Source organism: Streptomyces sp. NPDC001927 (genome assembly GCF_053594455.1).
In genome coordinates this window covers 61,521-88,244 of the sequence record NZ_JBSFEN010000011.1, presented here as the reverse complement: position 1 = coordinate 88,244, position 26,724 = coordinate 61,521, and the positions used below count along the sequence as shown (strand labels likewise).

24 protein-coding genes are annotated in these 26,724 nt (G+C 73.4%); 10 read left to right on the top strand and 14 right to left on the bottom strand.

Annotation, left to right across the window (positions count from 1 at the left end):
* The first annotated feature begins 53 nt into the window (after window positions 1-53).
* Both ACWCO8_RS28250 and ACWCO8_RS28245 read left to right on the top strand, forming a co-directional pair.
* Complete coding sequence (locus ACWCO8_RS28250; RefSeq protein ID WP_451034638.1) at window positions 54-2,696, top strand: alpha/beta fold hydrolase; 2,643 nt, start codon at window positions 54-56, stop codon at window positions 2,694-2,696.
* Entirely contained in the window at window positions 2,693-3,574 is an 882-nt protein-coding gene (locus ACWCO8_RS28245) for an ABC transporter permease (protein ID WP_362006845.1), read from the top strand. Before ACWCO8_RS28250 ends, ACWCO8_RS28245 begins: the two co-directional genes overlap by 4 nt.
* An 89-nt stretch (window positions 3,575-3,663) precedes the next feature.
* On the opposite strand, the gene ACWCO8_RS28240 is transcribed toward ACWCO8_RS28245, so the two are convergent.
* The gene (locus ACWCO8_RS28240; RefSeq protein ID WP_451034637.1) at window positions 3,664-4,350 is read right to left on the bottom strand and encodes a DNA-binding response regulator; all 687 of its coding nucleotides are present in this window, start codon (window positions 4,348-4,350) and stop codon (window positions 3,664-3,666) included.
* Between the two features lie 240 nt (window positions 4,351-4,590).
* On the opposite strand from ACWCO8_RS28240, the gene ACWCO8_RS28235 reads away from it, so the two are divergent.
* From ACWCO8_RS28235 to ACWCO8_RS28210, 6 genes are all read left to right on the top strand, one after another.
* Complete coding sequence (locus ACWCO8_RS28235) at window positions 4,591-6,195, top strand: YfbK domain-containing protein (RefSeq protein ID WP_451034636.1); 1,605 nt, start codon at window positions 4,591-4,593, stop codon at window positions 6,193-6,195.
* Between the two features lie 133 nt (window positions 6,196-6,328).
* Window positions 6,329-6,796 carry an anthrone oxygenase family protein gene (locus ACWCO8_RS28230; protein ID WP_451034635.1) on the top strand — a complete coding sequence of 156 codons (468 nt, stop codon included), beginning with the start codon at window positions 6,329-6,331 and terminating at the stop codon, window positions 6,794-6,796.
* Between the two features lie 191 nt (window positions 6,797-6,987).
* Window positions 6,988-7,422 (top strand): fluoride efflux transporter CrcB, encoded by a 435-nt coding sequence (gene crcB / locus ACWCO8_RS28225; protein WP_451034634.1) that lies wholly within the window; start codon window positions 6,988-6,990, stop codon window positions 7,420-7,422.
* A complete protein-coding gene (gene crcB, locus ACWCO8_RS28220) occupies window positions 7,419-7,772 on the top strand; it encodes a fluoride efflux transporter CrcB (RefSeq protein WP_451034633.1) in 354 nt (117 codons plus the stop codon). The genes crcB (ACWCO8_RS28225) and crcB (ACWCO8_RS28220) overlap by 4 nt, the downstream gene beginning before the upstream one ends.
* Before the next feature lie 255 nt (window positions 7,773-8,027).
* Window positions 8,028-8,837: an AfsR/SARP family transcriptional regulator gene (locus ACWCO8_RS28215; protein ID WP_451034632.1), complete on the top strand. Its 810-nt coding sequence runs from the start codon at window positions 8,028-8,030 to the stop codon at window positions 8,835-8,837.
* A gap of 87 nt (window positions 8,838-8,924) precedes the next feature.
* Entirely contained in the window at window positions 8,925-10,898 is a 1,974-nt protein-coding gene (locus ACWCO8_RS28210) for a GAF domain-containing protein (protein WP_451034631.1), read from the top strand.
* On the opposite strand, the gene ACWCO8_RS28205 is transcribed toward ACWCO8_RS28210, so the two are convergent.
* From ACWCO8_RS28205 to ACWCO8_RS28150, 12 genes are all read right to left on the bottom strand, one after another.
* Entirely contained in the window at window positions 10,859-12,088 is a 1,230-nt protein-coding gene (locus ACWCO8_RS28205; protein ID WP_451034630.1) for an IS701 family transposase, read from the bottom strand. The genes ACWCO8_RS28210 and ACWCO8_RS28205 overlap by 40 nt on opposite strands.
* 239 nt (window positions 12,089-12,327) lie before the next feature.
* Window positions 12,328-13,512 carry a 3-hydroxybenzoate 6-monooxygenase gene (locus tag ACWCO8_RS28200; RefSeq protein WP_451034629.1) on the bottom strand — a complete coding sequence of 395 codons (1,185 nt, stop codon included), beginning with the start codon at window positions 13,510-13,512 and terminating at the stop codon, window positions 12,328-12,330.
* Window positions 13,513-13,520: 8 nt separating this feature from the next.
* Complete coding sequence (gene aroA / locus ACWCO8_RS28195) at window positions 13,521-14,798, bottom strand: 3-phosphoshikimate 1-carboxyvinyltransferase (RefSeq protein ID WP_451034628.1); 1,278 nt, start codon at window positions 14,796-14,798, stop codon at window positions 13,521-13,523.
* A gap of 284 nt (window positions 14,799-15,082) precedes the next feature.
* Complete coding sequence (locus ACWCO8_RS28190; protein ID WP_451034627.1) at window positions 15,083-15,415, bottom strand: hypothetical protein; 333 nt, start codon at window positions 15,413-15,415, stop codon at window positions 15,083-15,085.
* The gene (locus ACWCO8_RS28185) at window positions 15,403-17,295 is read right to left on the bottom strand and encodes an anthranilate synthase family protein (protein ID WP_451034626.1); all 1,893 of its coding nucleotides are present in this window, start codon (window positions 17,293-17,295) and stop codon (window positions 15,403-15,405) included. The genes ACWCO8_RS28190 and ACWCO8_RS28185 overlap by 13 nt, the downstream gene beginning before the upstream one ends.
* Before the next feature lie 28 nt (window positions 17,296-17,323).
* Complete coding sequence (locus ACWCO8_RS28180; protein ID WP_451034625.1) at window positions 17,324-17,980, bottom strand: isochorismatase family protein; 657 nt, start codon at window positions 17,978-17,980, stop codon at window positions 17,324-17,326.
* Window positions 17,981-18,002: 22 nt separating this feature from the next.
* Window positions 18,003-18,773 carry a 2,3-dihydro-2,3-dihydroxybenzoate dehydrogenase gene (locus ACWCO8_RS28175; protein ID WP_451034624.1) on the bottom strand — a complete coding sequence of 257 codons (771 nt, stop codon included), beginning with the start codon at window positions 18,771-18,773 and terminating at the stop codon, window positions 18,003-18,005.
* A gap of 56 nt (window positions 18,774-18,829) precedes the next feature.
* Entirely contained in the window at window positions 18,830-20,002 is a 1,173-nt protein-coding gene (locus tag ACWCO8_RS28170) for a 3-deoxy-7-phosphoheptulonate synthase (protein ID WP_451034623.1), read from the bottom strand.
* 261 nt (window positions 20,003-20,263) lie between these two features.
* Window positions 20,264-20,566, bottom strand: coding sequence for a response regulator transcription factor (locus ACWCO8_RS28165; protein ID WP_362006805.1), 303 nt, complete (start codon window positions 20,564-20,566; stop codon window positions 20,264-20,266).
* Between the two features lie 100 nt (window positions 20,567-20,666).
* Window positions 20,667-21,245, bottom strand: a complete 579-nt coding sequence (locus tag ACWCO8_RS28160; RefSeq protein WP_451034622.1) for a TetR/AcrR family transcriptional regulator — start codon at window positions 21,243-21,245, stop codon at window positions 20,667-20,669.
* 89 nt (window positions 21,246-21,334) lie between these two features.
* Window positions 21,335-21,763, bottom strand: a complete 429-nt coding sequence (locus ACWCO8_RS28155) for a RidA family protein (RefSeq protein WP_451034621.1) — start codon at window positions 21,761-21,763, stop codon at window positions 21,335-21,337.
* Between the two features lie 42 nt (window positions 21,764-21,805).
* Window positions 21,806-22,777, bottom strand: a complete 972-nt coding sequence (locus ACWCO8_RS28150) for an alpha/beta hydrolase (RefSeq protein WP_362006799.1) — start codon at window positions 22,775-22,777, stop codon at window positions 21,806-21,808.
* Window positions 22,778-22,922: 145 nt separating this feature from the next.
* On the opposite strand from ACWCO8_RS28150, the gene ACWCO8_RS28145 reads away from it, so the two are divergent.
* Together ACWCO8_RS28145 and ACWCO8_RS28140 are read left to right on the top strand one after the other, a co-directional pair.
* A complete protein-coding gene (locus ACWCO8_RS28145) occupies window positions 22,923-24,251 on the top strand; it encodes a helix-turn-helix domain-containing protein (protein ID WP_451034620.1) in 1,329 nt (442 codons plus the stop codon).
* Window positions 24,252-24,393: 142 nt separating this feature from the next.
* Window positions 24,394-25,629: a Cmx/CmrA family chloramphenicol efflux MFS transporter gene (locus tag ACWCO8_RS28140; protein WP_451034619.1), complete on the top strand. Its 1,236-nt coding sequence runs from the start codon at window positions 24,394-24,396 to the stop codon at window positions 25,627-25,629.
* A gap of 85 nt (window positions 25,630-25,714) precedes the next feature.
* On the opposite strand, the gene ACWCO8_RS28135 is transcribed toward ACWCO8_RS28140, so the two are convergent.
* Window positions 25,715-26,476, bottom strand: coding sequence for an SDR family NAD(P)-dependent oxidoreductase (locus ACWCO8_RS28135; RefSeq protein WP_451034618.1), 762 nt, complete (start codon window positions 26,474-26,476; stop codon window positions 25,715-25,717).
* Window positions 26,477-26,724: the final 248 nt, after the last annotated feature.

Below are 26,724 nucleotides of genomic sequence, written 5' to 3'. Positions count from 1 at the left end.
TTTCCGCCCCTGGACAGCCGAGTCGCACAGGCGGCCCGCATACGCTCGACACCATGCCATTCCGACTTCCCCGGTGGGCCGCGGTCACGGCCGCCCTCGCCGTGCTCGCGGGCGCCGGTACCTGGACCGCCGTCGCCTCCGACGAACCACCGCCCGTGCACCGCGCGGACCAGCAGCTCGACATGCCGGGGGCGCGGATCGACACCTCCTTCTTCACCTCCGGCGCCGCCTCCGAGCGCAGGCCCGCCGTGCTGCTCGGGCACGGGTTCGGCGGCTCCAAGGACGACGTCCGCGCCCAGGCCGAGCAGCTCGCCCGCGACGGCTACGCCGTCCTGACCTGGTCGGCGCGCGGTTTCGGCGCCTCCACCGGGCGGATCGGCCTCAACGACCCGGCCCACGAGGTCAAGGACGTCCAGCGGCTGATCGACTGGCTCGCCCAGCGCTCCGAGGTCCAGCTCGACAAGGCCGGAGACCCGCGCGTCGGCGTCTCCGGTGCCTCCTACGGCGGCGCGGTCTCGCTGCTCGCCGCCGGGTACGACACCCGCGTCGACGCGATCGCCCCCCAGATCACGTACTGGAACCTCGCCGACGCCCTCTTCCCGAACGGTGTCTTCAAGAAGCTCTGGGCCGGGATCTTCTTCTCCGCCGGCGCGGGACCCGACAAGGGTGCCTGCGGGCGGTTCAGTGACGAGCTGTGCCGGATGTACGAGCGCGTCGCCGTCGCGGGCAAGCCGGATGCCGCCGCTCGGTCCGTTCTCGAGGACCGCAGTCCCTCCGCCGTCGGCGATCGGATCAAGGTCCCCACCCTCATCGTCCAGGGCCAGAGCGACTCCCTCTTCCCGCTCGACCACGCCGACGCCATGGCCAAGGCGATCGGCGGCAACGGCGCGCCCGTCGCCGTCGACTGGATCTCTGGTGGGCACGACGGCGGCGACCGCGAGACCGAGCGGGTCGAGGCGCGGATCGGCGACTGGTTCGACCGGTACCTGAAGCAGGACAAGAGCGCCGACACCGGGCCCGCGTTCCGCGTCAGCCGGGCCGGCGGGGTCGACTCCACCGACGGCCAGGCGCAGCTGCGCGGCGCTTCCGCCGACCGCTATCCGGGGCTCACGGGTGGGACGCTGTCCGTCCCGTTCGGCGGCGGCCGGCCGCAGTCCTTCGCCAACCCCGCGGGCGCCAGCCCGCCCGCCATCTCCGCCGTCCCCGGCATCGGCGGCGGACTCTCCCAGCTCTCCTCGTTCGGCGTCGGGCTCTCCCTCGACTTCCCCGGGCAGTACGCCCGCTTCGACGCGAAGCCGCAGACCGAGCCGGTACGGATCACGGGCACGCCGACCGTCCGCGTCAAGGTCACCTCGGACAGGCCGGACGGCTCCGCCGTCCTCTTCGGCAAGGTCTACGACGTCGGCCCTGACGGCCGGCAGCAGGTGCTGCCCGCGCAGCTCGTCGCCCCCGTCCGCGTCGACGGCGCGGGCAAGGGCGGCCGGAGCGTCGAGCTGACGCTGCCCGCGATCGACCACGAGGTCGAGGCCGGTCACCGGCTGCGGCTCGTGCTCTCGGCCACGGACCTCGGCTATGCCTCGCCGGCCGCCCCGGCCACGTACACCGTCGCCGTCGAGTCCCCGCTGACCGTGCCGACCGCGCCCGCCGTGTCCACCCAGGCGGCCGCGCTGCCCTGGTGGGTGTGGGGGCTGCCGCTCGCGGGCGCGCTGATCGCCGCCGCGCTGCTCGTGACCGGTCGGCGCCGGGTCGCGGCGCCCGCACCGGACCCCGAACTCGCCTCCGTACCGCTGCAGATCACCGGGCTCGCGAAGAAGTACGCCAAGTCCTCCGACCGCTATGCCGTACGGGACCTCTCGTTCCGGGTCGAGCAGGGGCAGGTCCTCGGGCTGCTCGGGCCCAACGGCGCGGGGAAGACCACGACCCTGCGCATGCTCATGGGGCTCATCACCCCCGACGACGGGGAGATCCGGGTCTTCGGGCAGGCCATCCGCCCCGGCGCCCCGGTCCTCTCCCGGGTCGGCGCCTTCGTGGAGGGCGCCGGGTTCCTGCCGCACCTCTCCGGGCGGGACAACCTGGAGCTGTACTGGCAGGCCACCGGCCGGCCCGCCGAGGACGCCCACATCGAGGAGGCCCTGGAGATCGCCGGCCTCGGCGACGCCCTCGCCCGGGCCGTACGGACGTACTCGCAGGGCATGCGGCAACGCCTCGCGATCGCCCAGGCCATGCTCGGCCTGCCGGACCTGTTGATCCTCGACGAGCCGACGAACGGCCTCGACCCGCCACAGATCCGCGAGATGCGGGACGTGATGATCCGGTACGCGGCCGGCGGCCGGACGGTCATCGTCTCCAGCCACCTCCTCTCGGAGGTCGAGCAGTCCTGCACCCATCTCGTGGTGATGGACCGCGGGCAGCTCGTGCAGGCCGGTCCTGTCGGCGAGATCACCGGCGCGGGCGACACCCTGCTGGTGACCCTCGGCGACACCGTCCCCGATCCGCTCGTCGACAAGATCGGCGCGCTGCCGGGCGTCGGCTCGGCGGTACGGACCGAGGGCGGGCTGCTCGTCCGGCTCGACGGCGGCGACGCCACGGGCCTGATCGGCGAACTCGTCCGCCTGGACGTGCCCGTGACCGGTGTGGGACCGCACCGGCGCCTCGAGGACGCGTTCCTGACCCTGATCGGAGGAGGATCCGCATGAGCACGACCACCGCGGAACCGGCGGAGCTCGTGGAGACCGCCCCCGGCTACCGGGCGCGGCGCACCCTGCCCCTGCGCGTCGAAGCCGTACGGCAGCTCAAGCGGCGCCGCACCCTGGTCATGGGCGCGGTGCTCGCCGCCCTGCCGTTCATCCTGATCATCGCCTTCGCGATCGGCGGGGAGCAGGACGGCGACGGCGGCAACGGCCGGATCACGCTGATGGACACGGCGACGGCGTCGGCGGCGAACTTCGCCGCGACCTGTCTCTTCGTCTCGGCGGGCTTCCTCCTCGTGGTGACGGTCGCGCTGTTCTGCGGGGACACCGTCGCCTCCGAGGCGAGCTGGTCCTCGCTGCGCTACCTCCTCGCGGCACCCGTGCCCCGGGGCCGGCTGCTCTGGTCCAAGCTGGCGGTCGCGCTCGGCTTCAGCGCGGCGGCGCTGGTGCTGCTGCCGCTGGTGGCGCTGGTCGCGGGCACGTTCGCCTACGGCTGGGGCCCGCTGAAGCTGCCCACCGGCGGCGCCCTGCCCGCCGACGAGACCCTGGCCCGGCTCGCCCTTGCCGTCGCCTTCATCTTCGTCTCCCAACTGGTCACGGCCGGGCTCGCGTTCTGGCTGTCCACCCGCACCGACGCCCCGCTGGGCGCCGTCGGCGGAGCGGTCGGTCTGACGATCATCGGCAACGTCCTGGACGCCGTCACGGCGCTCGGCTCCTGGCGCGACTTCGTACCCGCGCACTGGCAGTACGCCTGGGTGGACGCGCTCCAGCCGCAGCTGGAGTGGGGCGGGATGGTGAAGGGGACGGCGATCTCGGTGACATACGCGGTGATCCTCTTCGCGCTCGCCTTCCGGGGTTTCGCCCGGAAGGACATCGTTTCGTAGCCATGGGCGGCGGGTGCGCCGCGGTTGGTGGGTGCGCCATGGTCGGCGGGTGCGCCACGTCGGTGGGCGCGTCACAACCTCCCGCCCCGTCACAGCCACCCCCTTCGAGCCGCTTCCGCGCCCGCGCGGAAGCGGCTCGTCGTGCCGAGGGCGTGCATCAGCTCGCCGACCCGGCGGCTGTACGTCCGCCCCGACATGCCGAGGCGGGCCGCGGCCGTCTCGTCGGTGAGTCCGGCGAGGAGGGCTTCGAGGACCGGGCGGAGCTGTGGGGGGAGCCCGGCCCTCGGGGTCGTCGCGCCGGTCAGCTCCTCGCCCGCGTCCCAACTCGCGTGGTGGGCGCGGACCAGGGCCTGCACGACGACCGGATCGCGGATCAGCAGCAGCCCGTTGTAGAGCAGGTCGAGATCGAGCGGCACGGCCGCGACCGTCCGGTCGACGACGATCATCTTGAACGGGATCGAGTCCGCGAGCCGCGCCCGCCCCGGCATCCGGACCGCGCCCGCCACCTGGGGGAGGGCGTGGCGGGGCACGATCCGTCTGACCTCCGGCGCCCGCTCCGCCGCGGCCCGCATGCACGCTCCCGCCAACTCCAGGAACGGCTCGGGGATCGCACGGCCCACGGAGGCCGCCGGGTCGTCGAAGGTCAGCAACTCGTGGCGCGTGGAGGAGGCCAGCGCGGCCAGCGCCGCGCCGATCCGCCGCGCACCACGCACGGGACGGCCCGGCGGCCGCTGGGCCTCCGGCACGGCCCTGTTCATCGCCGATCGCGCGAGCATCACGGATCCCGCAGTCTCACCCACCGCTGACCACCCCCGCCCGACCGGTGTGCCACTCCATGTACGCACGTGACTGCGTACGGTGACAACCCCTGTTGAGGAAGCTGGCGAGTCCATGCCACGGGAGGGTGCCCGGGGCGCCGTTGCCGCATTGAGATCCATCCGCAACTCCCTCGTCTGCTCCTTCCGCCCTCCCCGGACGTCACATTCACAAGTGACGGACCCTGAGGGGGAGATGGCATGAGGCGACACGACTGGGCGCGCACTGCGGCCGGGATTCTGGCGGCGGGACTCGTCCTGACCGGCTGCGCGGGCAACGGGAACACCAAACGGTCGACGGCCGCCGACGGCGGCAATCACGCGCCCGGCGAGTCCCGCCCCGACGCGGGCGGCACCGTCACCGGCGGCAGCGGCACGGGAACCGGCGGTACGGACAAGGACGGTGTCGCCCCCGAGGGCGAGCAGCGGGACGCCCGCCCGCCCGCCGACTACCTCTCCACCTTCGCCCTGGACGTCGACACCGCGTCGTACGGCTACGCCCTGCGCACCCTCGACGCGGGCCGGCTGCCGGACCCGGCGTCCGTGCGGCCCGAGGAGTTCGTCAACAGCTTCCGTCCCGACTACCCGCGCCCGAAGGGCGACGGCTTCGGTGTGACGGTCGACGGCGCCAGGACCGGCGAGGACGGCTGGTCGGTCGTCCGCGTCGGGCTCGCCACCGCGGCGGCGGACCGGCAGGGCGAACGGCCGCCCGCCGCCCTCACCTTCGTCGTCGACATCTCCGGTTCGATGGCCGAGACCGGCCGCCTCGACCTGGTCAGGGAGTCCCTCGGCATCCTCACCGACGAGCTGCGCGACGACGACTCGGTCGCCCTGGTCACCTTCAGCGACGAGGCCGAGACCCGGCTCCCCATGACCCGGGTCAAGGGGCAGCGCGAGCGCATCCACGGCATCGTCGACGGACTCGCGACGACCTCCTCCACGAATGTGGAGGCGGGGGTGCGCACCGGCTACGACGTCGCCGTCGAGGGCCACCGCGAGGGCGCCACCAACCGGGTCGTCCTGCTCTCCGACGCCCTCGCGAACACCGGCGACACCGACGCGCAGTCGATCCTCAACCGGATCGAGGAGGAGCGCAGGGAGTACGGCATCACGCTCTTCGGGGTCGGCGTCGGCAGCGACTACGGCGACGCGTTCATGGAACAGCTCGCCGACAAGGGCGACGGGCACACCACGTACGTCTCCACCCCGGAGCAGGCCCGCAAGGTGTTCGTGGACCAGCTGCCCACCCATGTCGAGCTGCGCGCCCGGGACGCCAAGGCGCAGGTCGCCTTCGACCCGAAGACCGTGGAACAGTTCCGGCTCATCGGCTACGAGAACCGCGAGGTCGCCGACGAGGACTTCCGCAACGACCGAGTGGACGGCGGCGAGGTCGGCGCGGGCCACACCGTCACCGCGCTGTACGCCGTGAAGACCCGGGAGGGCCGCAGCGGTCCGCTGGCCACGGCCACGGTCCGCTGGCTCGACCCGAAGAGCCGCGCACCCCGCGAGGCGTCGGGCTCCGTGGGGACCGGGGCGCTCGCCCCCGCGCTCTGGTCGCAGGGCCACGACAGCCTGCAACTGACCGCCATCAGCGCCTACTTCGCCGACCGGCTCCGGGGCGGCGCCCTGCCGGGCGCGCCGCGCCTCACCCAGCTCGCGGAGCACGCGCAGGGGATCGCGGACCGGTCGGGTTCCAAGGTGGTCAGGGAGCTGACGGAGGCGATCCGGAAGGCGGCCGCGCTGCGCGGGCCCGAGGCCGATCGGGGCACGGGTGGAGCGGAATCGGGTGATCCGTACAGCGGCTGACCGCGGCGGGGCGGTGGCTGAATCGCAGCCGACCGCGGCCGACCGTGGGTTGGCCGTGGGTTGACCGTTATTTGTCCACAGGTGCTTGTCCACAGGCGCTGCGCGCGGGTCGCGGGCGCGTCATGATGGGCCCATGGCCACCACGCTGCTCGCCCTCGCCGTCGCCTCCACCGGTCTGTACGCCGGGTTCATGCTGATCTTCCTGACCGGGATCATGCCCGCCCTGGCGCGGCTCGACGACGGGGCGTTCGTCGACGCCATGCGGCGGATCAACGAGTACGTGCCGAAGGCGGTGTTCATCGTGGTGTTCCTGGGGGTCGTGGCCTTCCCGGTCGCCGCGTTCTTCGTGCCGGTCGACGGGCGCTCCGACACCCAGAAGTGGCTGATCCTGGCCGGCCTGGTCTGCGCGGTCCTGAACCACGTGGTGACGGCCGCGGGGAACATCCCGCTCAACAACGCGCTGGCCGCCTCGGAGCGGACGGGTGAGTCCCCGTCCGCCGTCCGGGCGGCCTTCGAGAAGCGCTGGAACAACCTGCACCTGATCCGTACGGTGCTCATCGTCGCCGCCTTCGGGCTGCTGATCGCGGCCGCGCTGAACTGACCTGACGTACCGACCCGACGTACCGGCCTGGCGAACGGACCTGACGGACTCCGGGCCCGGTGTTTGACCGGCCCGGGGGCCGGGCCGACCATCTCAGGACGAGGCGGCCGGGCCGGCTTCCGGTTAATGCCCCAGGCCAGACGCCGTGCCTGTCCGCCTCGCACGCTTCGCCGGACACATAGCCTTGCCCCATGGACTTCCGCGGACAGCTGCCGGTCGTCGGCGCCGTGGCCGCCGGCGGGGCCCTCGGTGCGACCGCCCGCTACGGCGCCGCGCTCGCCTGGCCCACCCCGGCCGGCGCGTTCCCCTGGACCACGTTCACCGTGAACGCCATCGGCTGCGCCGCGATCGGGGTCCTCATGGTCCTGCTCACCGAGGCCGCCACCGCGCCCCCGCCGCTCCTGCGGCCCTTCCTCGGCACGGGGATCCTCGGCGGCTTCACCACCTTCTCCACGTACGCCCTCGACACCCAGCGGTTGTTGAGCGCAGGCGACACGGGCCGCGGTGTGGCGTACCTGGGCGGGACGGTGGTCGCCGCCCTGGCCGCCGTCGTGGCCGCGACCGCCGCGACCCGGGCCGCCCTCCGCCGGACCGGCCGGCCCGCCGACCGGGAGGAGCGCCCGTGAACTGGCTGCTCGTCGTCCTCGGCGCGGCCGTCGGCGCGCCCCTGCGCCACCTCGCCGACCGGGCGTTCAAGGCCCGGTACGGCTCCGCCTTCCCCTGGGGCACCCTCGCCGTCAACGTCGTCGGCTCCCTCGTCCTCGGCCTGCTCACCGGAGTCTCCTCCGCCCGGGCGCAACTCCTCCTCGGCGCCGGCCTGTGCGGCGCCCTGACGACGTACTCCACGTTCTCGTACGAGACATGGAAGCTGTACGAGGACGGGGCGAAGGGGTACGCGGCGGCGAACGTGGTGGGGAGTCTGGCCGCCGGGCTCGGGGCCGTATGGCTCGGTGTGGAGATCGCGGCGGCCTGGTGAGGCGCCTCGCGCTGCCCCGGATCGCCTCCGCCCGGAAGAAGTCCTCGGCTGTCAGGAAGAAGCCAGCCGCCCGGAGGAAGCCCTCCGCCCGGAAGACCGGGCAGAGCTGACCCACCGTTACCCCCGGGTAGCTGACCGTTCCTGCCCGCTCTTGGCCGGCGAATGTTTCCTTGCCGTCAAGATATGCACTCCTCCAAAAACGAAGTGGTCATTATTATCTTATGGTGGCAGTACGTGAACCATGGAGGGGGCGCTATGGATCTGAAGGTGCTGGGCTTGCTCGCTGTCCAGGAGAGGGGGACGCCGATCGTTCCCACGGCGGCACCAGCCCGTCAGCTGCTCGCGCTGCTCGCGGCGCATGCCGACCGGATCGTGCCGACGGCCGTCCTGACCCAGGAGCTCTGGCCCGACGGCGCGCCGCGGCACGCGCAGGACATGATCGAGACCCATGTCCGCCAGCTCCGGGAGCTCATCGACGACGCCCTTGACGTCGGTCGCGAGGAGGTGGCCGCCACGCCCGCCGGCCCGGAAGTGGCCGCCGCGTCCGGACCCCGGACCGCGCGCGACGTCGTGGTCTCCATGGCCGGCGGCTATCTGCTCGGCACCGGGGGCGGCAGCTCCGACGTCCGGATGTTCCAGCGCGCGGTCGGCGCCGGTTACCGGGCCATGGAGCTGGAGGACTACCGCACCGCGGCCGAACGGCTCGGCGAGGCGCTGGAGTTGTGGACCGCCGACGCGTACACCGGCGTGGTGGCCGGACCGCACCTGAGGGCGCACGGCGCCCGCCTCGAACTGTCGCGGCTGCGCGCTCTCGACCTGTGGGTCGAGGCGCAGCGCAGGCTCGGCCGGCGACACGAGCTCTACTCCGGTCTGTCCGTGTTCCTGTCCCGGTTCCGCAGCTCGCCGCCGCAGTACGCGGCGCTGGTCGCGGAGTTGGAACGGGGCGCGGCGCAGGGGTTCGCCGGGAGGTCGTACGAGCAGGCGCCGTCGTTCCGGATCGGGCCCGTCCTGCACTCCTTGCGTCACGCGCGCACCACCCGTCACCCCCTTCCCGTCGCTGGTTGACCGCAAGATCACCGTCGAACTAGTTTCGGACCGATATCGGACCGATAGCGGGCGAAACGTGTACGACGGGCGGGGGGCTCCCACACCATGACGGATCCACAGATCCATGACACCGGCCTGATGGCCGTCCTCGAACTCCTGGCCGAACAGGCGCCGGCGGGGCGGTTCGACGCGCTCCTGCAGCGCGCCCGCCGCGAGGGCACCCCGGGCCAGGACCTCGTCCGCCTGGAGCGGGCCGTGCACCTGGCCCGGGGGGTGCAGGCCTGGCAGGGGCAGCGCCGCCAGCGCGAGGACGGCCTGGCCGATCTGGTCGACACGGCACGGGACCTGACGTCACCCCACGACGTCGAGTCCCTGCTCGAGGTGGTCTGCCGTCGGGTCAAGCGGCTGCTCAACTTCGACATGACGTCCATCGCCGTCCTGGACCCGGAGGGCGGCCTGCGGGTGGCCGTCTCCAACGGCTCGACCACCGCGCTCGTCACCGGCCACTCCGTGCCCGCCGGGTACGGCCTCGGCCACCGGAGCCTGCTGTCCAGGGCGCCGCTGTGGACGGCCGACTACCTCGACGACGACACGGTCGAGCACGACCCGAGCGCCGACGACGTCGTCCGGGCCGAGGGCCTGCAGGCGCTGATGGCCGTACCGATGTGCAACGGCGACCAGACCATCGGCGTGCTCTACGGAGGCAACCGCTCCGTACGCCACTTCAGCCCGGACGAGATCGGCCTGGTCTCCTCGCTCGCGGCGCTCGCCGCCATCGCCCTCGAACGGGCGGGCAGCATCGAGCAGGCGCAGGGAGAGGTCGGCCGGCTGGAACTGGACGGCTTCCGTACGCGGACGAGCCTGGTCCGGCTCCAGCAGCTCAACGAGGCGCACAGCCACACCCTAGGCCTGGTCCTCGCGGGAGCCGACCTGGTCACCGTCGCGAAGGCCGCGGGCGACGCCCTCGACTCGGCCCTGCAACTGCGCGACCCGGCAGGCCGGCCGCTCGCGGCAAGCGGCGACCTCGGCGACCTCGACGAGCCCGCCGTCGCCGAGGCCGCCCTCGACGCCCACGCCCATCTGCGCCCCGTCGTCACCGCCGGAGGCACCTGGGTCGCCCCGGTCACCGCGGGCGCCGAGGACCTCGGGGTGCTGGTGCTCCGGCCGACCACGGCGCTCGTCGGCGAGGACGAGGGCCTGCTCCAGCTGACCGCGCAGACCTTCGCGATCCAGCTCCTGCTCAGACGCAGCACGGCCGTCGCCGAGGGGCCCGTGCGCGACGACCTCTTCGACGAACTCCTCGCCGCCCACGCCCGCAGCGGGCACCAGACGCACTACCTCGTGCAGCGGGCGCGCGGCCTCGGGATCGACCTGGAGGCACCGCACGTGCTGCTCGTCGCCCACCCCGAGGGCGGCGAGCAGGGCCGCGCCGTGGTGTGGGCCTCCTCGTACGCGCACCGGATGACCGGGCTGAAGACGGTCCACAGCGGCCACATCGTGCTGCTCCTGCCGGGCACCGACGCCTCCGCCGCCGCCCGCGCGGTCGCCGACCAGCTGTCACCGCTGCTCGGCCACCCCGTGTCGGTGGGCGCGGCCGGTCCCGGCCGGGGCGCGGCCGACATCGGCCGGATGCACCGGGAGGCGATGCGCTGCCTGGACGCACTGACCGCCCTGGACGGCACGGGCAGCACGGCCTCGGCGAAGGACCTCGGCTTCCTCGGCCTGCTCCTCTCCGACGACCACGACGTCGACGGCTACATAACGTCCGCGATCGGCCCGGTCCTCGACTACGACCGCGACCGGCTGACCGACCTCATCGGCACCCTGGAGTCGTACTTCGCCTCCGGCGGCAGCCAGGCCCTCGCCGCCGACGTCCTGAAGGTCCACCCCAACACGGTGTCGCGCCGCCTCGACCGGATCACCGACCTGCTCGGCGACGCCTGGCAGCGGCCGGACAGGACCCTGGAGGTGCAGCTCGCCCTGAGGCTCCACCGCTCCCGCGAGGTCCTGCGCCGGCAGCGCCGGGCGGACACCGCTCCTCACGCCGAGGCGAGCTCCGCCGGCCGGTCCGTGTCGTAGCCGACGCGGGACAGCACCACGGCCGCGTGCGCGGCGGAGGCCAGGGTCATGTGGCGGTGCCAGCCGGGGAAGGACCGGCCCACGTAGTCCCGAAGCCCGGTCTCCTCGCCCACGCGCGCGTAGTCGGCCTCGACCCGGCGGGTGAGCTTGGTCAGGCGCAGCAGCGGGCCGGGGCCCGGCTGCGTCATCCCGGTGAGCCAGAGCGCGGACGGCGGACGCGACGGGTCGCTCCACTCACCGAGCAGGGAGAGCCCGAGCGGCGCGGCCGAGCGGCCCGAGAGGACCACCGGCACCATCGCGGCGAGCGACATCCGCGGGGCGAGCCCGGCGGCCGCGTCCTGCCAAGGCACCGGCCGCCGCACGCCCTTGACCAGCTGGAGGATCTGCTGCGCGGGCAGCGGACCGCTCCGGAAGCCCGGCATCGCCCGGTCCGCGACCGACAGCCGCTGGGAGCCGTTGATCCGGACGAGGAACGGCACCCGGGCCGCGGACAGCGGGGCCACGGCCGCCGGCGCGTCACCGGCCCGCAGGTCGATCAGGACCGGCCGGCGCGGCCCCCAGTGTCGGCCCGCCTCCAGGGCGACGGCGACGGCGCACTCCTCCGGGCTCTCCGCCCCCGCCTCCCGGGGCACGCCCGCCCGGTCGCGCAGCGCGTGGTCGTGGACCCACTGGTCGGGCAGGACCAGGCGCCAGTCGACGGGTGCGCTCAGCTCCTGCGAGGCGAGCCACACCCCGGCGGACTGCTGGCCGCGGAACGACTGCCGTAGGTGCGGGGCGAACCCCCGGTCGACACCGACGGAGTGGTCCCCGGTCTTCGGCACCGACATCTGCCGTACGACCCAGGCCTGCGGGGCCGCCTTCCGCTCCAGATGGGCGGCGAGCGCGGCCCGCAGCGGGCGCCAGCTCCAGGTGGAGTCGGCGATGAAGTGATGCAGCGTCTGTTCCGTGGCGGGCGCGCCCAGATGGGCGGCGATGTTCCGGGCGGTCTTGCGTCCCTCGGTGGTGAGAAGGCCGCGCAGGTACTGCTCGCCGCGCTGTCGCTGGTCCTTCCTGGGGAACGAGGAGAACAGGGTCGCGCAGAGTTCGGAGACGGTGTCGTCGGACACGGCGGACCCGGCGGAACGCCGGCCCTGGCGCGGCACCGACAAGGGTCGGACCGAGTCCCGTCGTCTGATGACTGCTGTGTTCACGACACTCCAACCATGGGGGGTGGCCTGCTTCGATGCACCGGCGTGGCCTGCTTCGATGCACCTCCACGATCGCTCCGGGCGGGTGCCGCGGACGAGGTGTCCACGGCACCCACCTGCCGTCGCTCGTGGTCCCTGGACCACTGGTGAACCGGGCATCCGGTACGGAATCGGCCGCCGCGCCCCGCACCCTTCGGGCGGGGTGTGGCCGGACCACCACGGGGGGCCCGGCCGGTGCGCGGTCACACACCGGTGAAGGCGCGGTCCCCGTGCAGCCAGGACACCTGGTCGTACAGCTCCTCCTGGGAGAAGGCGGACAGCATCCGGTTGCGCTCCACGGCGAGTTCGCCCGCCGGGTGGTACAGCTCGGAGCCCATCAGCCGGGCGACCTCCTGCGTGCGGCCGGTCCGCTCGCGGCGCACCGCGTTGAACTTCTCCAGGCTCGGCACGACGGCCGCGCCGTCCACGTCGGCGAGCAGCTCCGCGAGGACGACCGCGTCCTCGAGTGCCTGGCAGGCGCCCTGCGCCGCGTACTGCAGCATCGGGTGCGCCGCGTCGCCGATCAGGCCGACCCGGCCGTCGGTCCAGCCGTCGACCGGGTCACGGTCGCAGAGCACCCATTCGCGCCACTCGTCGCCGAGTTCGAGCAGCCGCCGGGCGGTCGCGCCGATCCCGGGGAACTGCTCCAGGACGTACGCCCGTTCCGTGGCCCGGCCGGTGACGGGGACGGTCGCGCCGTTGTCGCGGGTGACGGCGAGGTTGAGGTACTCGCCGCCGCCGATCATGTAGTGCACGAAGTGCCACTTGGGCCCCGCCCACAGGGTGACGGTGTTCCAGCGCAGCTCCTCGGGGACCTTCTCGATCGGGATCACCGAGCGGTAGATGGTGTGGCCCGACACGCGCGGTTCGCCGTCGCCGAGCATCTGGGCGCGGACCGTGGAGCGGATGCCGTCCGCGCCGATCAGGGCGGCGCCCGTGAAGCTCCGGCCGTCGGCGGTGTGCACGGTGACGCCGTCGGCGTCCTGCTCGTACCGCTCCACCGAGGCGTCGGGGACCAGGGTCACACCCTCGAGATCCTGGCAGGCGGCGAGCAGCGGCTGGTACAGGTCGCCGCGGTGCACGACGGCGTACGGGTTGCCGAACCGCTGCCGGTACGCGCCGGTCAGCTCCATCGCGGCGACCTTCTCGCCGGTGGTGCCGTCCATGAAGCGGAGTTCGTCGATGAAGACGGCCCGCGCGCGCACGCCCTCGCCCACGCCGAGGCGGTCGAGGGCGTGGAAGGCGTTGGGGCCGAGCTGGATGCCGGCGCCGATCTCGGCGAACGTGGCGGCGCGTTCGAGGACGGTGGTCCGGTGGCCGCGCCGGGGCAGCGACAGTGCCGTGGCGAGCCCTCCGATGCCGCCGCCGGCGATGAGTATGTGAGCCATGTCGTTCCTCAGATGGTCGGTACGGAGTGGCGGGGGAAGAGCCGGTGCAGCTCCTCGTGGAAGCCGGGGAAGGTCTTGGCGACACAGCCCGGGTCGTCGAGGGTGATGCCCTCGGCGCGCAGGCCCAGGACGGAGAACGCCATCGCGATGCGGTGGTCGCGGTGGCAGACGATCCGGGCCGGCGCGGGCGTGCCGGGGTGGACGGTGATCCGGTCCGGGCCGGTCTCGGTGCGGATGCCGAGGGCGCGCAGGTTGCCCTCGACGGCGGCGACCCGGTCGGACTCCTTCAGCCGGGCGTGCGCCACGCCGGTGATGGTGATCGGGGCGTCGGCGAGGGGCGCGATCGCGGCGAGCGTCATGAAGGTGTCCGAGATCTCGCCCATGTCCACGGAGAACCCGCCGCGCAGGGCCCCGGTCCCGGTGACCGTGGTCGCCTCGTCGGTGGTCTCCACCCGGGCGCCGGTGCGGGCGAGGACCTCGGTGAAGCGCAGGTCGCCCTGGAGGCTGCCGCGGCCGAGACCGGCCACGCGCACGCTCGTTCCGGTGACCGCCGCCGCCGCGAAGACGTACGAGGCGGTGGAGGCGTCGGGCTCGATGGGCAGGTCGGCGCCCCGGTAGCCGGTCGGCCGGACGGTGAACACTCCGGGCGTCGACTCCTCGACGTCGGCGCCGAAGTGCCGCATCAGGGCGAGGGTCATGTCGATGTACGGCCGGCTGACGAGTTCCGGCACGCGCAGCGTCAGCGGTGTCCGCATCAGTGGGCCCGCCATGAGGAGGCCGGTCAGGAACTGGCTGCTGAGCGAGGAGTCCACGGTCAGCTCCCCGCCGTCGAGCCCCGACGAGCGGACCCGCAGCGGCAGCCGCCCGCCGGGCGCCGTGGTGACGTCGGTCCCGAGCCGCCGCAGGGCCTCGGCGAGCGGGGCCACCGGGCGGGCGGTGAGCTGATCGGAGCCCTCGAACCCGAAGTCCCCGTGCCCGGTCGCGGCGAACGGCGGCAGGAACCGGGCCGCCGTACCGGCGTCGGCGCACCAGACGGTCCCGTTGCCGGACGGGCCGCGGCCCAGGCCGTGCACGGTCCACGTGTCGTCGTCCGCGGTGCTGTCGGTACGGACCCCGAGGCCGCGCAGGGCCTCGCGGAACGCCGTGGTGTCCTCGCTGACCAGCGGGGCACCGAGGGCGCTCGGGCCGTCCGCGGCGGCCGCGAGCAGCAGGGCCCGGTTGGTGAGCGACTTCGACCCAGGAATCCGGGCGTGCAGAGCGGGAGTCGCCGGTACGGCGATGGTCATGGCTGTCCTTTGCGAGTACGGCCGCCGCGTGCGCGGCGGTCCGGAGGGAGCGCCGCACACGGAAAGCAGCTAGGACCTGTCGTTTGGATCATGCCGGGCTCGCGGGCCCTGGCACGCACGCTCGCCGCGTTGTCGTCGGTCGCCAACGCTCCGCGTTGACTCCCTCCTCCGCCTTGCGATCGCACGCACCAGAACCCGCTCCCTGATCCGGCCTGATCCAAACGACAGGCCCTAGGCCGTCCCCGCCCGGTGCGGCCACGAGAGCGAGAGGCCGTCCGACCCCTCTAGCCGCCGACGGTCTCCAGGGCAGCGCCCCGGCCCGCGAGCGCGGCGACTGCGAAGACGCCCTCGACCGTCGCCTCCACGTCGAAGGAGTGCCGCTCGGTCGGCGGGTACCCGATGAGTTCGGCGGCCCGCTGGGGGATCGCGGCCTCGGCCGACTCCCAGAGCAGGACGGCCCCCCACCGGTTCGTCGCCGCGTCGGAGATCCAGAACTTCAGCCGTAGCCCGGGCACCTGGGAGAAACGGTCCACCGCCTCGTCCCGCAGGAAGCCCCGCAGCGACTCGACGGTCTGCTCCGACCGCTCCAGGTCCCACCAGACGATCACCGCACGCACGAGCCGGCCACCTCCGCGAGCAGCTCCCCGATGATCCGGGGCCCGTCCACCGTCAGCACGGACTCGGCGTGGAACTGCATGGAGACGAAGGACGCCGCCCGCAGCCCGTGCACCTCGCCCGTCGCCGCGTCCCGGCTGACCTCGACCCGGCCGTGCACAGGGTGCTCGAAGGAGTCGCCCTCGGAGCGGGCGGCGAACGTGTTGTAGAAGCCCACCCGTTCGCGCCGGCCGAAGAGGTCGATCTCGTGCTGCGCGCCCTGGTTGGGCACCGGGCGGCGCACCAGGTCGAGCCCGACCAGGGTGCTGAGCACCTGGTGGCTCAGGCAGACCGCCATGAACGGCCTGCGCTCCTCCAGGAGCTGGGCCACCGCGGACCGCAGATGCGCGATCTTGGGGTCGCCCGTCTCGCGCGGATCGCCGGGCCCCGGGCCCATCACCACGAGGTCGTGCTCCTCGAAGCCGTACCGCTCGTCGAAGCGCCGGACGCTCACCTCGCCGCCGAGCGAGCGGATCTGCTGGGCGATCATCTCCGTGAAGGTGTCCTCGGCGTCGATCACCAGGATCCGCCGGCCGGTCAGCGGGCCCGCCGCGCCCAACCGGTCCTCCTGGTCCCTGAGCCAGAAGTCGGCGATGCGCTCGTTGCGCCCGTCCAGGGCCTCGCGGACCGCGGGGTGCCCGCCGAACCGGATCGGCTCCGGGTCGCCGAGTGCGGCGAGCAGCCCGGCCGCCTTGGCGCGGGTCTCGTGCACCTCCGACTCCGGGTCGGAGTGGCGCACCAGCGTCGCGCCGACCCCGATCCGCATCAGGCCCTCGCGGTCGATGTCGGCGGTACGGATCAGGATCGAGGAGTCCAGGGTGCGGCCACCGGCGGCGTCGCGGCCGATCAGCGCGGCGACCCCGCTGTAGTAACCGCGGCCCTGCGGCTCGTAACGGCTGATCACCCGGGCCGCGCTCTCCAGCGGGGAGCCGGTCACCGTCGGCGCGAACAGCGTCTCGCGCAGGATGTCCCGCACATCGCGGTCGGTACGGCCCTCGATGAAGTACTCGGTGTGCGCGAGGCGGGCCATCTCCTTCAGGTACGGGCCCACGACCCGGCCGCCCCCGGGGCAGATCCGGGCCATCATCTTCAGCTCCTCGTCGACGACCATGTACAGCTCGTCGGCCTCCTTCTGGTCCGCGAGGAAGCCCATGACCCCGTCGAGGTCCGGTCCCGCCGCCGGATAGCGGTACGTACCCGAGATCGGGTTCATCACCGCCGTACCGTCGCGGACGCTGATGTGCCGCTCCGGCGTCGCGCCCACGAACGTCCGCTCGCCGGTGTGCACGAGGAACGTCCAGTACGCCCCGGCCTCCCGCTGCACCAGGCGCCGGAAGAACGACAGGGCCGTGGACAGGCCGAATCCGGGCAGCTGGGCGGTGAAGGAGCGCCGCATCACGAAGTTGGCGCCCTCACCGGTGCCGATCTCGTCCGCGACGACCCGCCGCACGATGTCCGCGTAGGCCTCGTCGTCGACGTCGAAGTGGCCGTCGGCCAGCTTCACCGGCTCGTCGGGCAGCAGCGGCAGCGTCGCGCGCAGCGGGACCGCCGCCTGCTCGCGGACCGTCATCGCGAGCAGCGGCGCACCGTCGTCGGGGGCGGCGAAGCCCCGCTCGGCGAGCTGGCGGTAGGGGATCAGGGTGAGGATCTCCGAGCGCGCGCCAGGACCGTCCCCCTCGGGCAGGTCGAGGTCCGCGAGGGACGGGATCTCCGCCACGTCGCCGACCAGCAGTTCCAGGGTGTCCGGGTCCACCGACTCGGGCCGGTGCATCAGGGCGAACGCGCCGGCCGAGCCGTCGAGGATGCGTGCCAGCAGGTCGTGCCCGCTGTGCTGGGTAGCCATGGGGGTTTCCTTTCGGCGGTGGGCGCGCTCAGCGCGCCGAGCCGCCCGCGTCGAGTTCGCTCAGCACGGCCTTGGCGGACACGACGCGGGCCGCGCGCTGTGCCGCGTAGTCGAGCGCGAGCTTGTGGTGGGCGGCCGAGAAGTCGGCGACGGCGTCCGCCACCAGGAAGGTCTCGATGTCGTTGGTGAAGGCCTCCACCGCGGTCATCAACACGCCCACGTGCGCGTACACACCGCAGACGATCAGCTGGTCGCGCCGGTGGAAGCGCATCCGCTCAAGGAGCTCCGACTTGAAGAAGGCGCTGTACCGCCACTTCGTGAACGTCCAGTCCCCCGGCCCCGGTTCGAGCGGCTCGACCACCTTGCGGTGCTCGGGGGTGGCCTTCATGCCCGGCCCCCAGAAGTCCTTCAGGAGCCCGCGCTGCTCGGGCGTCATGTCGCCCGGCTGCGCGGTGTACGCGATCGGCACGCCGAGCTCGACGCACCGCTCGCGCAGCAGCGCCGAGTTGGCCACCAGGGCGTCACCGGGCGCCTGGGAGCGGGGGAACGGCTTGAGGAAGAACTCCTGCATGTCGTGGAGGAGCAGCACGGCCCGGCGGGGATCCACCTGCCAGCCGACGACGTTCTCCGGCAGCTCGCCCTCGGTGGGCATGGGGTACGACTCGATCGGGGGGATACCGGGCATGGGCCGGCCGTTCCTCTCTTCACTAGACACCGAGCGTGGCACCGCCGTCCACGGTCAGTTCGTGCAGGGTGACGTGGCCCGCGTCGTCGGACAGCAGGAAGGCGACGGCCCGCGCGACGTCCTCGGGCCGGGCGACCTTGCCCAGCGGAATGCCGACCCGGTACGCCTCCGGGGAGCCGGCGATCGACGCCTTCGCGGCGGTGTCGGCGGTGTGCATGCCGCGCAGCATCGGTGTGTCGGTGGAGCCGGGCGCGACCACGTTGCAGCGGATGCCGTACTCCGCCACCTCCAGGCCCAGGCACTTGGTGAACGCCGTCGCGGCCGCCTTGGACGCCGCGTACGCCGCCATCTGCGCCCGGGCCGTGCCCGCCGCGTTCGACGCGACCGTGACGATCGCGCCGCGCCGGCGCGGGATCATGCGGTTGACCACGGCCCGAGAGGTGTGGAACACCCCGTTCGCGTTGACCGCGAACGTGGTCGTCCAGTCCTCGTCGCTCAGGGCGTGCGCCCCCGCCAGGCGGAGCACGCCGGCCGCGTTCACCAGGCGCTCCACCGGGCCGAGTTCGTTCTCGATCCGGGTGACCGCGGCCTCGACGTCCGCGCTCGACGTGACGTCGGCCGGGAAGCCGGTCACGTCCAGACCGTCGGCGCGCAGCCGCGCCACGGTCTCGGCGAGCCGGTCCGGCACCAGGTCGACGGCGGCGACCCTGGCGCCGCGCTCGGCCAGCAGCCGGACGACCGCCTCGCCGATGCCGCCGGCCGCGCCCGTCACCAGGGCGACTGTTCCTGCCACGTCCGTAACCTCCGTGTCCACGCCTGTCGTTGGGGTCGTCCGCGCGCCCTGCGGGGTCATCCGCGCCACGCGGAGACGGCCGCGACGGCCTGCTGCGGGTTGAGGCGCGGGTCGCAGAAGCTCAGGTACTTGTCGCCGAGGCTGCCGAGCCCGTCCGCGTCGGCGACGCACTCGGTGACGCTCTCCGGGGTGGTCTCCAGGTGCAGGCCCGCGGCGACGCCGCCGCCCGCGCCGACCGCGTCCTGGAACGCCTCGATCTCCTTCACGACGGTCGTGAGCAGCCGGGTCTTGAGCCCGCCGGGACCGCTGACGGTGTTGCCGTGCATCGGGTCGGAGAGCCAGAGCACCGGGTGGCCGGCGCGGTCGACGGCCTCGACGAGCGCCGGCAGCTTCGTGGCGGCGTTCTCGGCGCCCATGCGGGCGATCAGGGTGAGCCGGCCGGGGCGCCGCTGGGCGTCCAACCGGTCGCACAGGGCGAGGAGTTCGTCGGGCGTCATGGACGGGCCGACCTTGACGGAGACCGGGTTCGAGACCGCGGCGAGCAGGGCGATGTGGGCACCGTCCAGCTGCCGGGTCCGCTCGCCCACCCAGGGCCAGTGGGTGGAGGTGAGCAGCAGCGAGCCGTCGGGCTCGCGGCGCAGCATCGGCAGCTCGTAGTCGAGGAGCAGGGCCTCGTGGCTGGTCCACACCGGCACGTCCAGCTCCGGGCGGACGGCCGTGCCGCGCCAGCCCAGGTAGTGCATGGTGTCGCTGGCGGCGCGGTAGCCGGTGAGCAGATGGGCCGGGTCGGCCTCGCGCTGCGCCGGGTCGGGCTCGGGGCGGTTGACCATGTGGCCCCGGTAGACGGGGAGTTCGGTGCCGCCGACCGTCTCGGTGGGCTTCGAGCGGGGCTTGGCGTACTGTCCCGCGATCCGGCCGACCCGCAGGACGGGCCTGCCGGAGGCGAGCTTCATCGTTCCGGCCAGGACGTCGAGGAGCGCGGTCTTGCGGTGGACGTCGCCGGGGTTGGCCTCGGCCGGGTCCTCGGCGCAGTCGCCGGTCTGGATCACCTGGACGTGCCCGGCGGCGGCCTCCGCGAGGAGGGAGCGCAGCCGGCGGACGGCCTCGGCGTCCACGAGGGCCGGCATCCGGCCGAGGTCCGTGCGGACCTCGGCCAGACGCGGGTGGTCCTCCCAGTCGGGCTGCTGGAGTGCGGGTAGGGAGCGGAGGTGGGACAGAATGTCGGTCATCGGTTTCCCTCGGCGGGCGTGCCGGATGGACTCCGGCTGGTGGCGGGGGTGGAGGCGGGCGGATGGCACGGACGCGTGCGCGTCGACGTGATGTCCCGCCCGGCGTCTTCCGTCCTGCGGCGGCGGCTCGGCTGGCAGCATCGGCATGCCGGAGCGTCGACGAGTGTGACCGGCGCGGGCCTTGCGAAGGCGCGCCGATTCGTACGAAATCCACTATCACCAGGCCCCCCACCGGGCCGCAACGACGGCCCGCCGAGTCCGTCAAGTGGCGCGGATACGGGATGGACCGGCGCTCTCCACGGGCTGCTCGTGCGGGCTCACCTGGTCGTTGAAGACGGTCAGGCGGGCCAGCGCGACGCGGCTGGAGATGCCCAGCTTGATGAAGATGTGGCGCAGGTGACTGTCCACCGTGTGCGGTGAGACGACCAGGTGGGTGGCCACGGCACGGTTGGTCAGACCCTCGGACACCAGGCGGGCCACCCGCAGTTCGGCCGGGGTCAGGCTCGCCCAGCCGAGGACATGTCCGGACGGGTGTTTCCGGTACGAAGCGTTGGCTGTATTCACGCGGCAGACCCTGACGGGGCGGCCAGAGGGGTCGCAACGGCGCCCGGTCCACTCTGTCATGTCGTCCGTCAGGTTCCCCGGCCCCGGAAGGGCGGGCCGGCTACAGCGCGGAGAGGGCGCTTTCGACGACGCTGAGCAGGGCGTTCCGGTCTTTCTGGACCCGGGCGAGAACGCGCAATCCGTAGTAGGTGCTGAGTACTTGCCGGGCGAGCGTCCGGGTGTCCCGATCGGCGGTGATCTCGCCGGAACGCTTCCCTCGTGCGAGGGTCTCCGCCAGCGCCTCCTCCACGGTGGAGAAGTGCCGGAGGACCTCCTCCCGGACCGCGTCGTCCGCGTCGGCCTTCTCGACCGACGCGTTGATCGCGAAGCATCCGGAGCCTTCCGGGTCCGAGAGATCGTCGTCGATCGCGTGGACCATCAGCTCCCGGAGCCGGTCCTTCACCGGCCCCGGCTGTTCGAGGAGGGCGGTCTGCTCCGCGGTGTGCGTCTCGTAGTAGCGACGCAGGGCCCGCAGATACAGCTCGCGCTTGTCGCCGAAGGCGTTGTACAGGCTCGACTGGCCCATCCCCGTCGAGTCGGCCAGGTCCCGGGTCGAGGTGGCCTCGTACCCCTGGCGCCAGAACGTGTTCATGGCGGCGGTGAGGGCGTGCGTCTCGTCGAACTTCCTGGGCCTGGCCATGACCGCAGTCTAGAGTTTTTGGAGCGGGCGCACTGAAATTCGACGGACGACCGTACGGATCAGGCCGCCGCGGCTCTCGTCGCCGCCGTTCACGCCGTCACCGTCCCCGACGTCACCGCGATCGCCTCGATCTCGATCAGCCAGTCCGGATCGGCGAGGGAGGAGACCTCGACGAAGGACTCCGCGATCGTGTGCGGGGCGAAGTGCTCGGCCCTGACCCGCGCGAACGCCTCCTGGTCCCGGGCGATGTCCGTGACGAACACGGTCGCCTTGACGACCTGGTCGAGGCCGGATCCCGCGTTCTTCAGGACGAGCGCGAGATTGGCGAGAGCCTGTCGGGCCTGGGCCTCGAAGTCGCCCGCGCCGACGGTGGCGCCGTGCGCGTCGATCGGGGCCTGCCCCGAGGTGAAGACCAGGTTCCCGAGCCGGATGCCGAGCGCGATGCCGGCGGGTGCGTACCAGTCGGGATCCGCGGTGACGCGGACGCGGTGGGGCGCGTCCTGGGATGCGTCGGTCATGTGGGGGCCTCCTCGGGGCGAAAGCGGGTCGGGAGAGTGGGTTCAGTCGCCCAGCGCTTCGTGGACGGCGAGCACCAGCTCGTCGATCGAACGCTGACCGCTCTCCGTACCGAACGAGTCGAAGATGTGGAAGGCACCGGCCCACTGGTGGAGCGTGACCGGCACGCCCGCCTCCAGGAGCCGCTGCCCGTAGCGCAGGCCCTCGTCGCGCAGCGGGTCGTACTCGGCGGTGACGATGTGGGTGGCCGGGAGCCCGCTCAGGTCGTCGGCGCGGTTGGGCGCCGCGTACGGCGAGGTCTCCCGCTGCTCGTGGCCCTCGCCGAGGTAGTGGCGCCACATCGAGACGGACTGCGGCGTCGACCAGACGGGCGTGTCGTGGAAGGCCCGCGCGGACGGGGTGTCCATGCGGTCGTCGGTCACCGGGAAGGTCAGCACCTGGAGCGCGAGCTCAGGCCCCTGGCGGTCGCGCGCCATCAGGGCGACGGAGGCGGAGAGCGCCCCGCCCGCGCTGCAGCCCGCGACGCCCAGGCGCGCCGGGTCGACCCCGAGCTCCTCGGTGTGCGCGGCGAACCACTCCAGGGCCGCGTAACAGTCCTCGGCGCCCGCGGGGAAGGGGTTCTCGGGCGCGAGCCGGTACTCGACGCTGACCACGACGACGTTCGCGCGGGAGGAGAACCAGACGCACTGGTTGTGCTCGGTCTCCAGGCTGCCCATCACGAAGCCGCCGCCGTGGATCCACAGCAGACCGCCGTGCGGGCCTTCGGTACGGGGCGTGTAGACGCGCACCGCGATGTCGGGGGCGCCCGCCGGGCCGGGTATCAGCCGCTCGGTCACGGTGATGGCGCCGGTGTCGGCCGGCTCCCACTGGGCTTCGAGGTCCTTGAGGGTGCGGCGGGCGACGCTCGGTTCGGCGACGTCGAGGTAGGGGATCTCGTCGACGAGCGGTGCCAGGTCGGGACGGAGCCGCATGCGGGTGGGCGCGGGCGTGGCGGATCGGTGGGAGGCGTCACTCATGCGGTCATCGTCCCCCGCGGGCGGGGCCGTGCGCCGCCGACGCCCGTCGCATGTTGGCGCCCCGGAGACACCGATTGGTGCGCCGACCTGACGGAGTGTCGCGGCCGCGCGGGTCGCGCCCGGGCCCCCGCACTAGCCTGCGCGGATGTACGGACTGACGTCGAGCCCCGCGCACCCGTCCTCAGAGGCGGAGACGGCGCCGGCTCTCCTCGCCCGTTTCGACGCGCTCTTCGGCAGCGTCACGGACGCCGACGAACTGGTCCGCGCCGCGGCGCGGGTCGCGGGCTGTACCGCCGGCATGTCGGACCACGGCCGGGTGCTGCGGCGATGTCCGGCGGGCGGCGTGCCGGAGGCGGCCGGGGAGGTGATCCCGTCGACCCGTCGGCTGATCACCGTCGCCGGCCGCGCGACGGGCGAGGTCTGGATCGAACGCCCGGGAGAACCCCTCCCCTTCGACACCCTCCTCACCGAACGCCTGGCCCTCGCGGCGGCCGCCTTGGCGGCGGGCGGCGGGGGCGTGACGGCGGGGGAGCCGGGCGGTGGCGGCCCGTTCGCGCGGACGCGCCGCCCTGGTGCGGGTGCGGGCCGGGGTGCGACTTCGGCTCCGGGCACGGCCACAGCTCCGGGTACGGCCCCGGCCCGGGGCACGGCCTTGGGCGCGGTCCCGGGCCCGTCCCAGGGCTTCGGGGGAGTCGCCCAGGCCCCCGACCACCGGGTCTGGGGGCCCGTCGGGCTCGGGGATCCGGCGCTTGTGCAGGCGGTGTTGTCGGCGTCGATGCCCGAGACGCAGCGGTCCCGGGCGCTGCACCTGCTCGGGCTTCCGCCGGCCGGGCCGATGCGGGCCGTCGCCGTGGTCGTGGCCGAACCGCGGTCCCTCCAGGGCGCGTTGCGCGCCTCCGCGGCCGAGTTGTCGCCGACGACGCGTTCGGGCGGTACGGCCCCGCACGGCGTGCTCTGGCCCCGGGTCGGAGCGATCGTCCTGCCGGGGCCCGGTACCAGGGCGGGGACCGCCACCGTGCGGCCAGGGCCCGGCGTGGCCGTCGGGCTCGGGCCCGCCGTCGCGCCCGAGCGGCTCCCGGAGTCCTGGGCGCAGGCCCGGCGCGCGGCCCGGTTCGCGGGTCTGGGGCCCACCTGGCCCCGGCTCGTGGACGCCGCCGAGCTGGGCGCGCAGGTCCTCCTCGCCGACATCCCCGAGGACGCGGCGCTCACGCACCCGGACGTGACCGCGGTCGCGCGCCTGGAGGCCGAGCCGGACGGCCCGCAGATGCTGGCGACCCTGGAGGCCGTCTGCCGTACGCGCTCGCTGCGTGAGGCGGCCAAACTCCTCTCCCTGCACCACAGTTCGGTCGCCCACCGGGTGGCCCGCGCCGAGCGCGCCCTCGCGATGTCGCTGAGCGACCCCTCGGAGCGGCAGCGGGCGCACACCGCCGTACTCCTGTGGCGGCTGAACGCGCCCGACAACTGGCGTAACTGAGCCCCGAATTCGGCCCGGGGCACGCCGTGCCGTCATTTTGAAGCGACTGCTCCAAAATGTGCTAGCGTCGCCCCGTGGCCGACCGCCCCGCTCGCGGCCGGACCCCAACACCGCGCCACCACCACGCCTTTGGAGGCACTCCATGCCCCTAGCCGTCTACATCCTCGGCTTGGGAATCTTCACCCAAGGCACATCGGAGTTCATGCTCTCCGGGCTGCTCCCCAACCTCGCCGACGACCTGGGTGTCTCCATCCCCGACGCCGGCCTGCTGATCTCCGCGTTCGCGATCGGCATGGTCGTCGGCGCCCCGCTGCTCGCCGTCGCCACCCTCAAGTGGCCCCGCCGCACCGCCCTCGTCGCGCTCCAGGCCGTCTTCATCGCCGCGCACATCGTCGGCGCGCTCGCCCCCGGCTACGGCGTCCTCTTCGCCACCCGGATCGTCAGCGCCCTCGCGTACGCCGGCTTCTGGGGCGTCGCCGTCGCCACCGCCGTCGCCCTCGTCCCGGCCAACGCCAAGGGCAAGGCCGTCGCGGTGGTCGCCAGCGGGCTCACCCTCGCCACCATCGTGGGCGTGCCCGCGGGCACCGTCCTGAGCCAGTTCGCCGGCTGGCGCGCCGCCTTCTGGGGCGTCGCCGTCCTCACCCTCGTGAGCCTCGCCTGCTCCGTCTTCGCCATCCCCGGCGGCAAGGGCTCGGCCGACGAGGCCCGTACCGTCCGCGCCGAACTGCGCGCCATGGCACGGCCGCAGCTGTGGCTCTCGTACGCCGTGACGGCCTTCTCCTTCGGCGCGGTCATCGTCACCTTCAGCTACCTCGCCTCGCTGCTCACCGACGTCACCGGCCTCGCCGAGGGCTGGGTCCCCGTGCTCCTGGCGCTCTTCGGCGTCGGCGGCCTGCTGGGCATGGTGATCGGCGGCCGGACCGCCGAGGCCTACCCGATCCGCACCCTGGCGCTCGGCACCGGCGTCCTCGCCGTCGCCTCCGCGCTGCTCGCGGTCCTCGCCGAGAACACCGTCGTGACCGTCGCCCTGATCTTCGTCCTCGGACTCGCGGGGTACGTGACCAACCCGATCCTGCAGTCCCGGGTGTTCGTCGTGGCGCCCGGCGCCCCGACCCTGGTGGGCGCCACCAACACCTCGGCCTTCAACGTCGGCAACACCCTCGCCCCCGCCCTCGGCGGCATGACCATCAGCGCCGGCTTCGGCTTCGAGTCGGTGGCCTGGGTCGGCGCCGCGCTCGCCGCCGCCGGACTGCTCGGCACGCTGTGGGCGGGCCACCTGCAGTACCGGTCCCGGCCCGCCACCGAGGGCGGCGTGGTCGCGTCCGGCGGGGGCGCCGGGCGCAAGGACGAGGAGCCGGCCAGGGCGGGCCGCGTCTGAGCGCACCACCCAGAGAACGCCGTGCCCCGGTCCGCTGCCTCCCCCCTGCGGACCGGGGCACGGTTCTGTCGTCACACGGACCGGCTCAGGCCGTGATGCCGCCGTCGATCACGAGGTCGTGGCCGAGCGCGAAGCCCGACTCCTCGGACGCCAGGTACAGCACCGCCGCCGCGCCCTCCTCCACCGTGCCGATCCGGCCCACCGGGAACATGCCCTTGGCGCGCACCACGCGCTCCTCCGGCGTCTCGTTCTCGAGCAGCGACATGGGGGTGTCCATCGAGGACGGGCTGAGGGTGTTGACCCGGATGCCGTCGGCCGCGTACTCCCGCGCCGCGCTGCGCCCGAGCGCGGCGATCGCCGCCTTGCTCGCCCCGTACGCGCCGGCCCCCGGAATCGTCAGATGCGCGCCGACCACGGAACCCACGTTGACGATGGTGCCGCCGCCCTGCTCCCGCATCTGCCGGATCTCGTACTTCAACGAGCGCCAGGTGCCGAGCAGGTTGATCTCCAGGGTCCGCGCGAAGTCCGCCTCCGCCAGCTCCGCGAGACCGGCGGGCTCGGGCAGGTACCCCGCGTTGTTGACCGCGACGTCCAGCCGGCCGTGGCGCTCGACGACCGTCCGTACCAGCGCCTCCACCTCCGCCTCGACGGCGATGTCGGCCGTGACATGACCGGCCGTACCACCCTCCTTCTCGATCAGCCGGACCGTCTCGACCAGGCGGTCGGCGGTGCGCCCGGCGACCACCACGGTGGCGCCCTCGCGGCCGAAGGCCACGGCCGTGGCACGCCCGATCCCGGACCCACCCCCGGTGACAAGCACCACCTTGCCGGTGAAGCGACCAGTCATCTCTCTCATCCCATCCTCGGTGCTGAGGGCCCGCCCGGCGGATCATGGCCGGGGCCGCGACGCCTGGCACGGCACCTCGCCGCGTTGCCGAAGCGCCCCGATAGCTCCGCTATCGAGACCTCCGGCGCCTTGCGATGTACCGCACCAGACGCCGCGGCCTCTCCGACCCTGATCCGCCGGGCAGGCCCAACGCGCGTCCGCGCGCACGCACCACGATGGCCGCGCGCGGCTTCGCGGCCATCACGTAT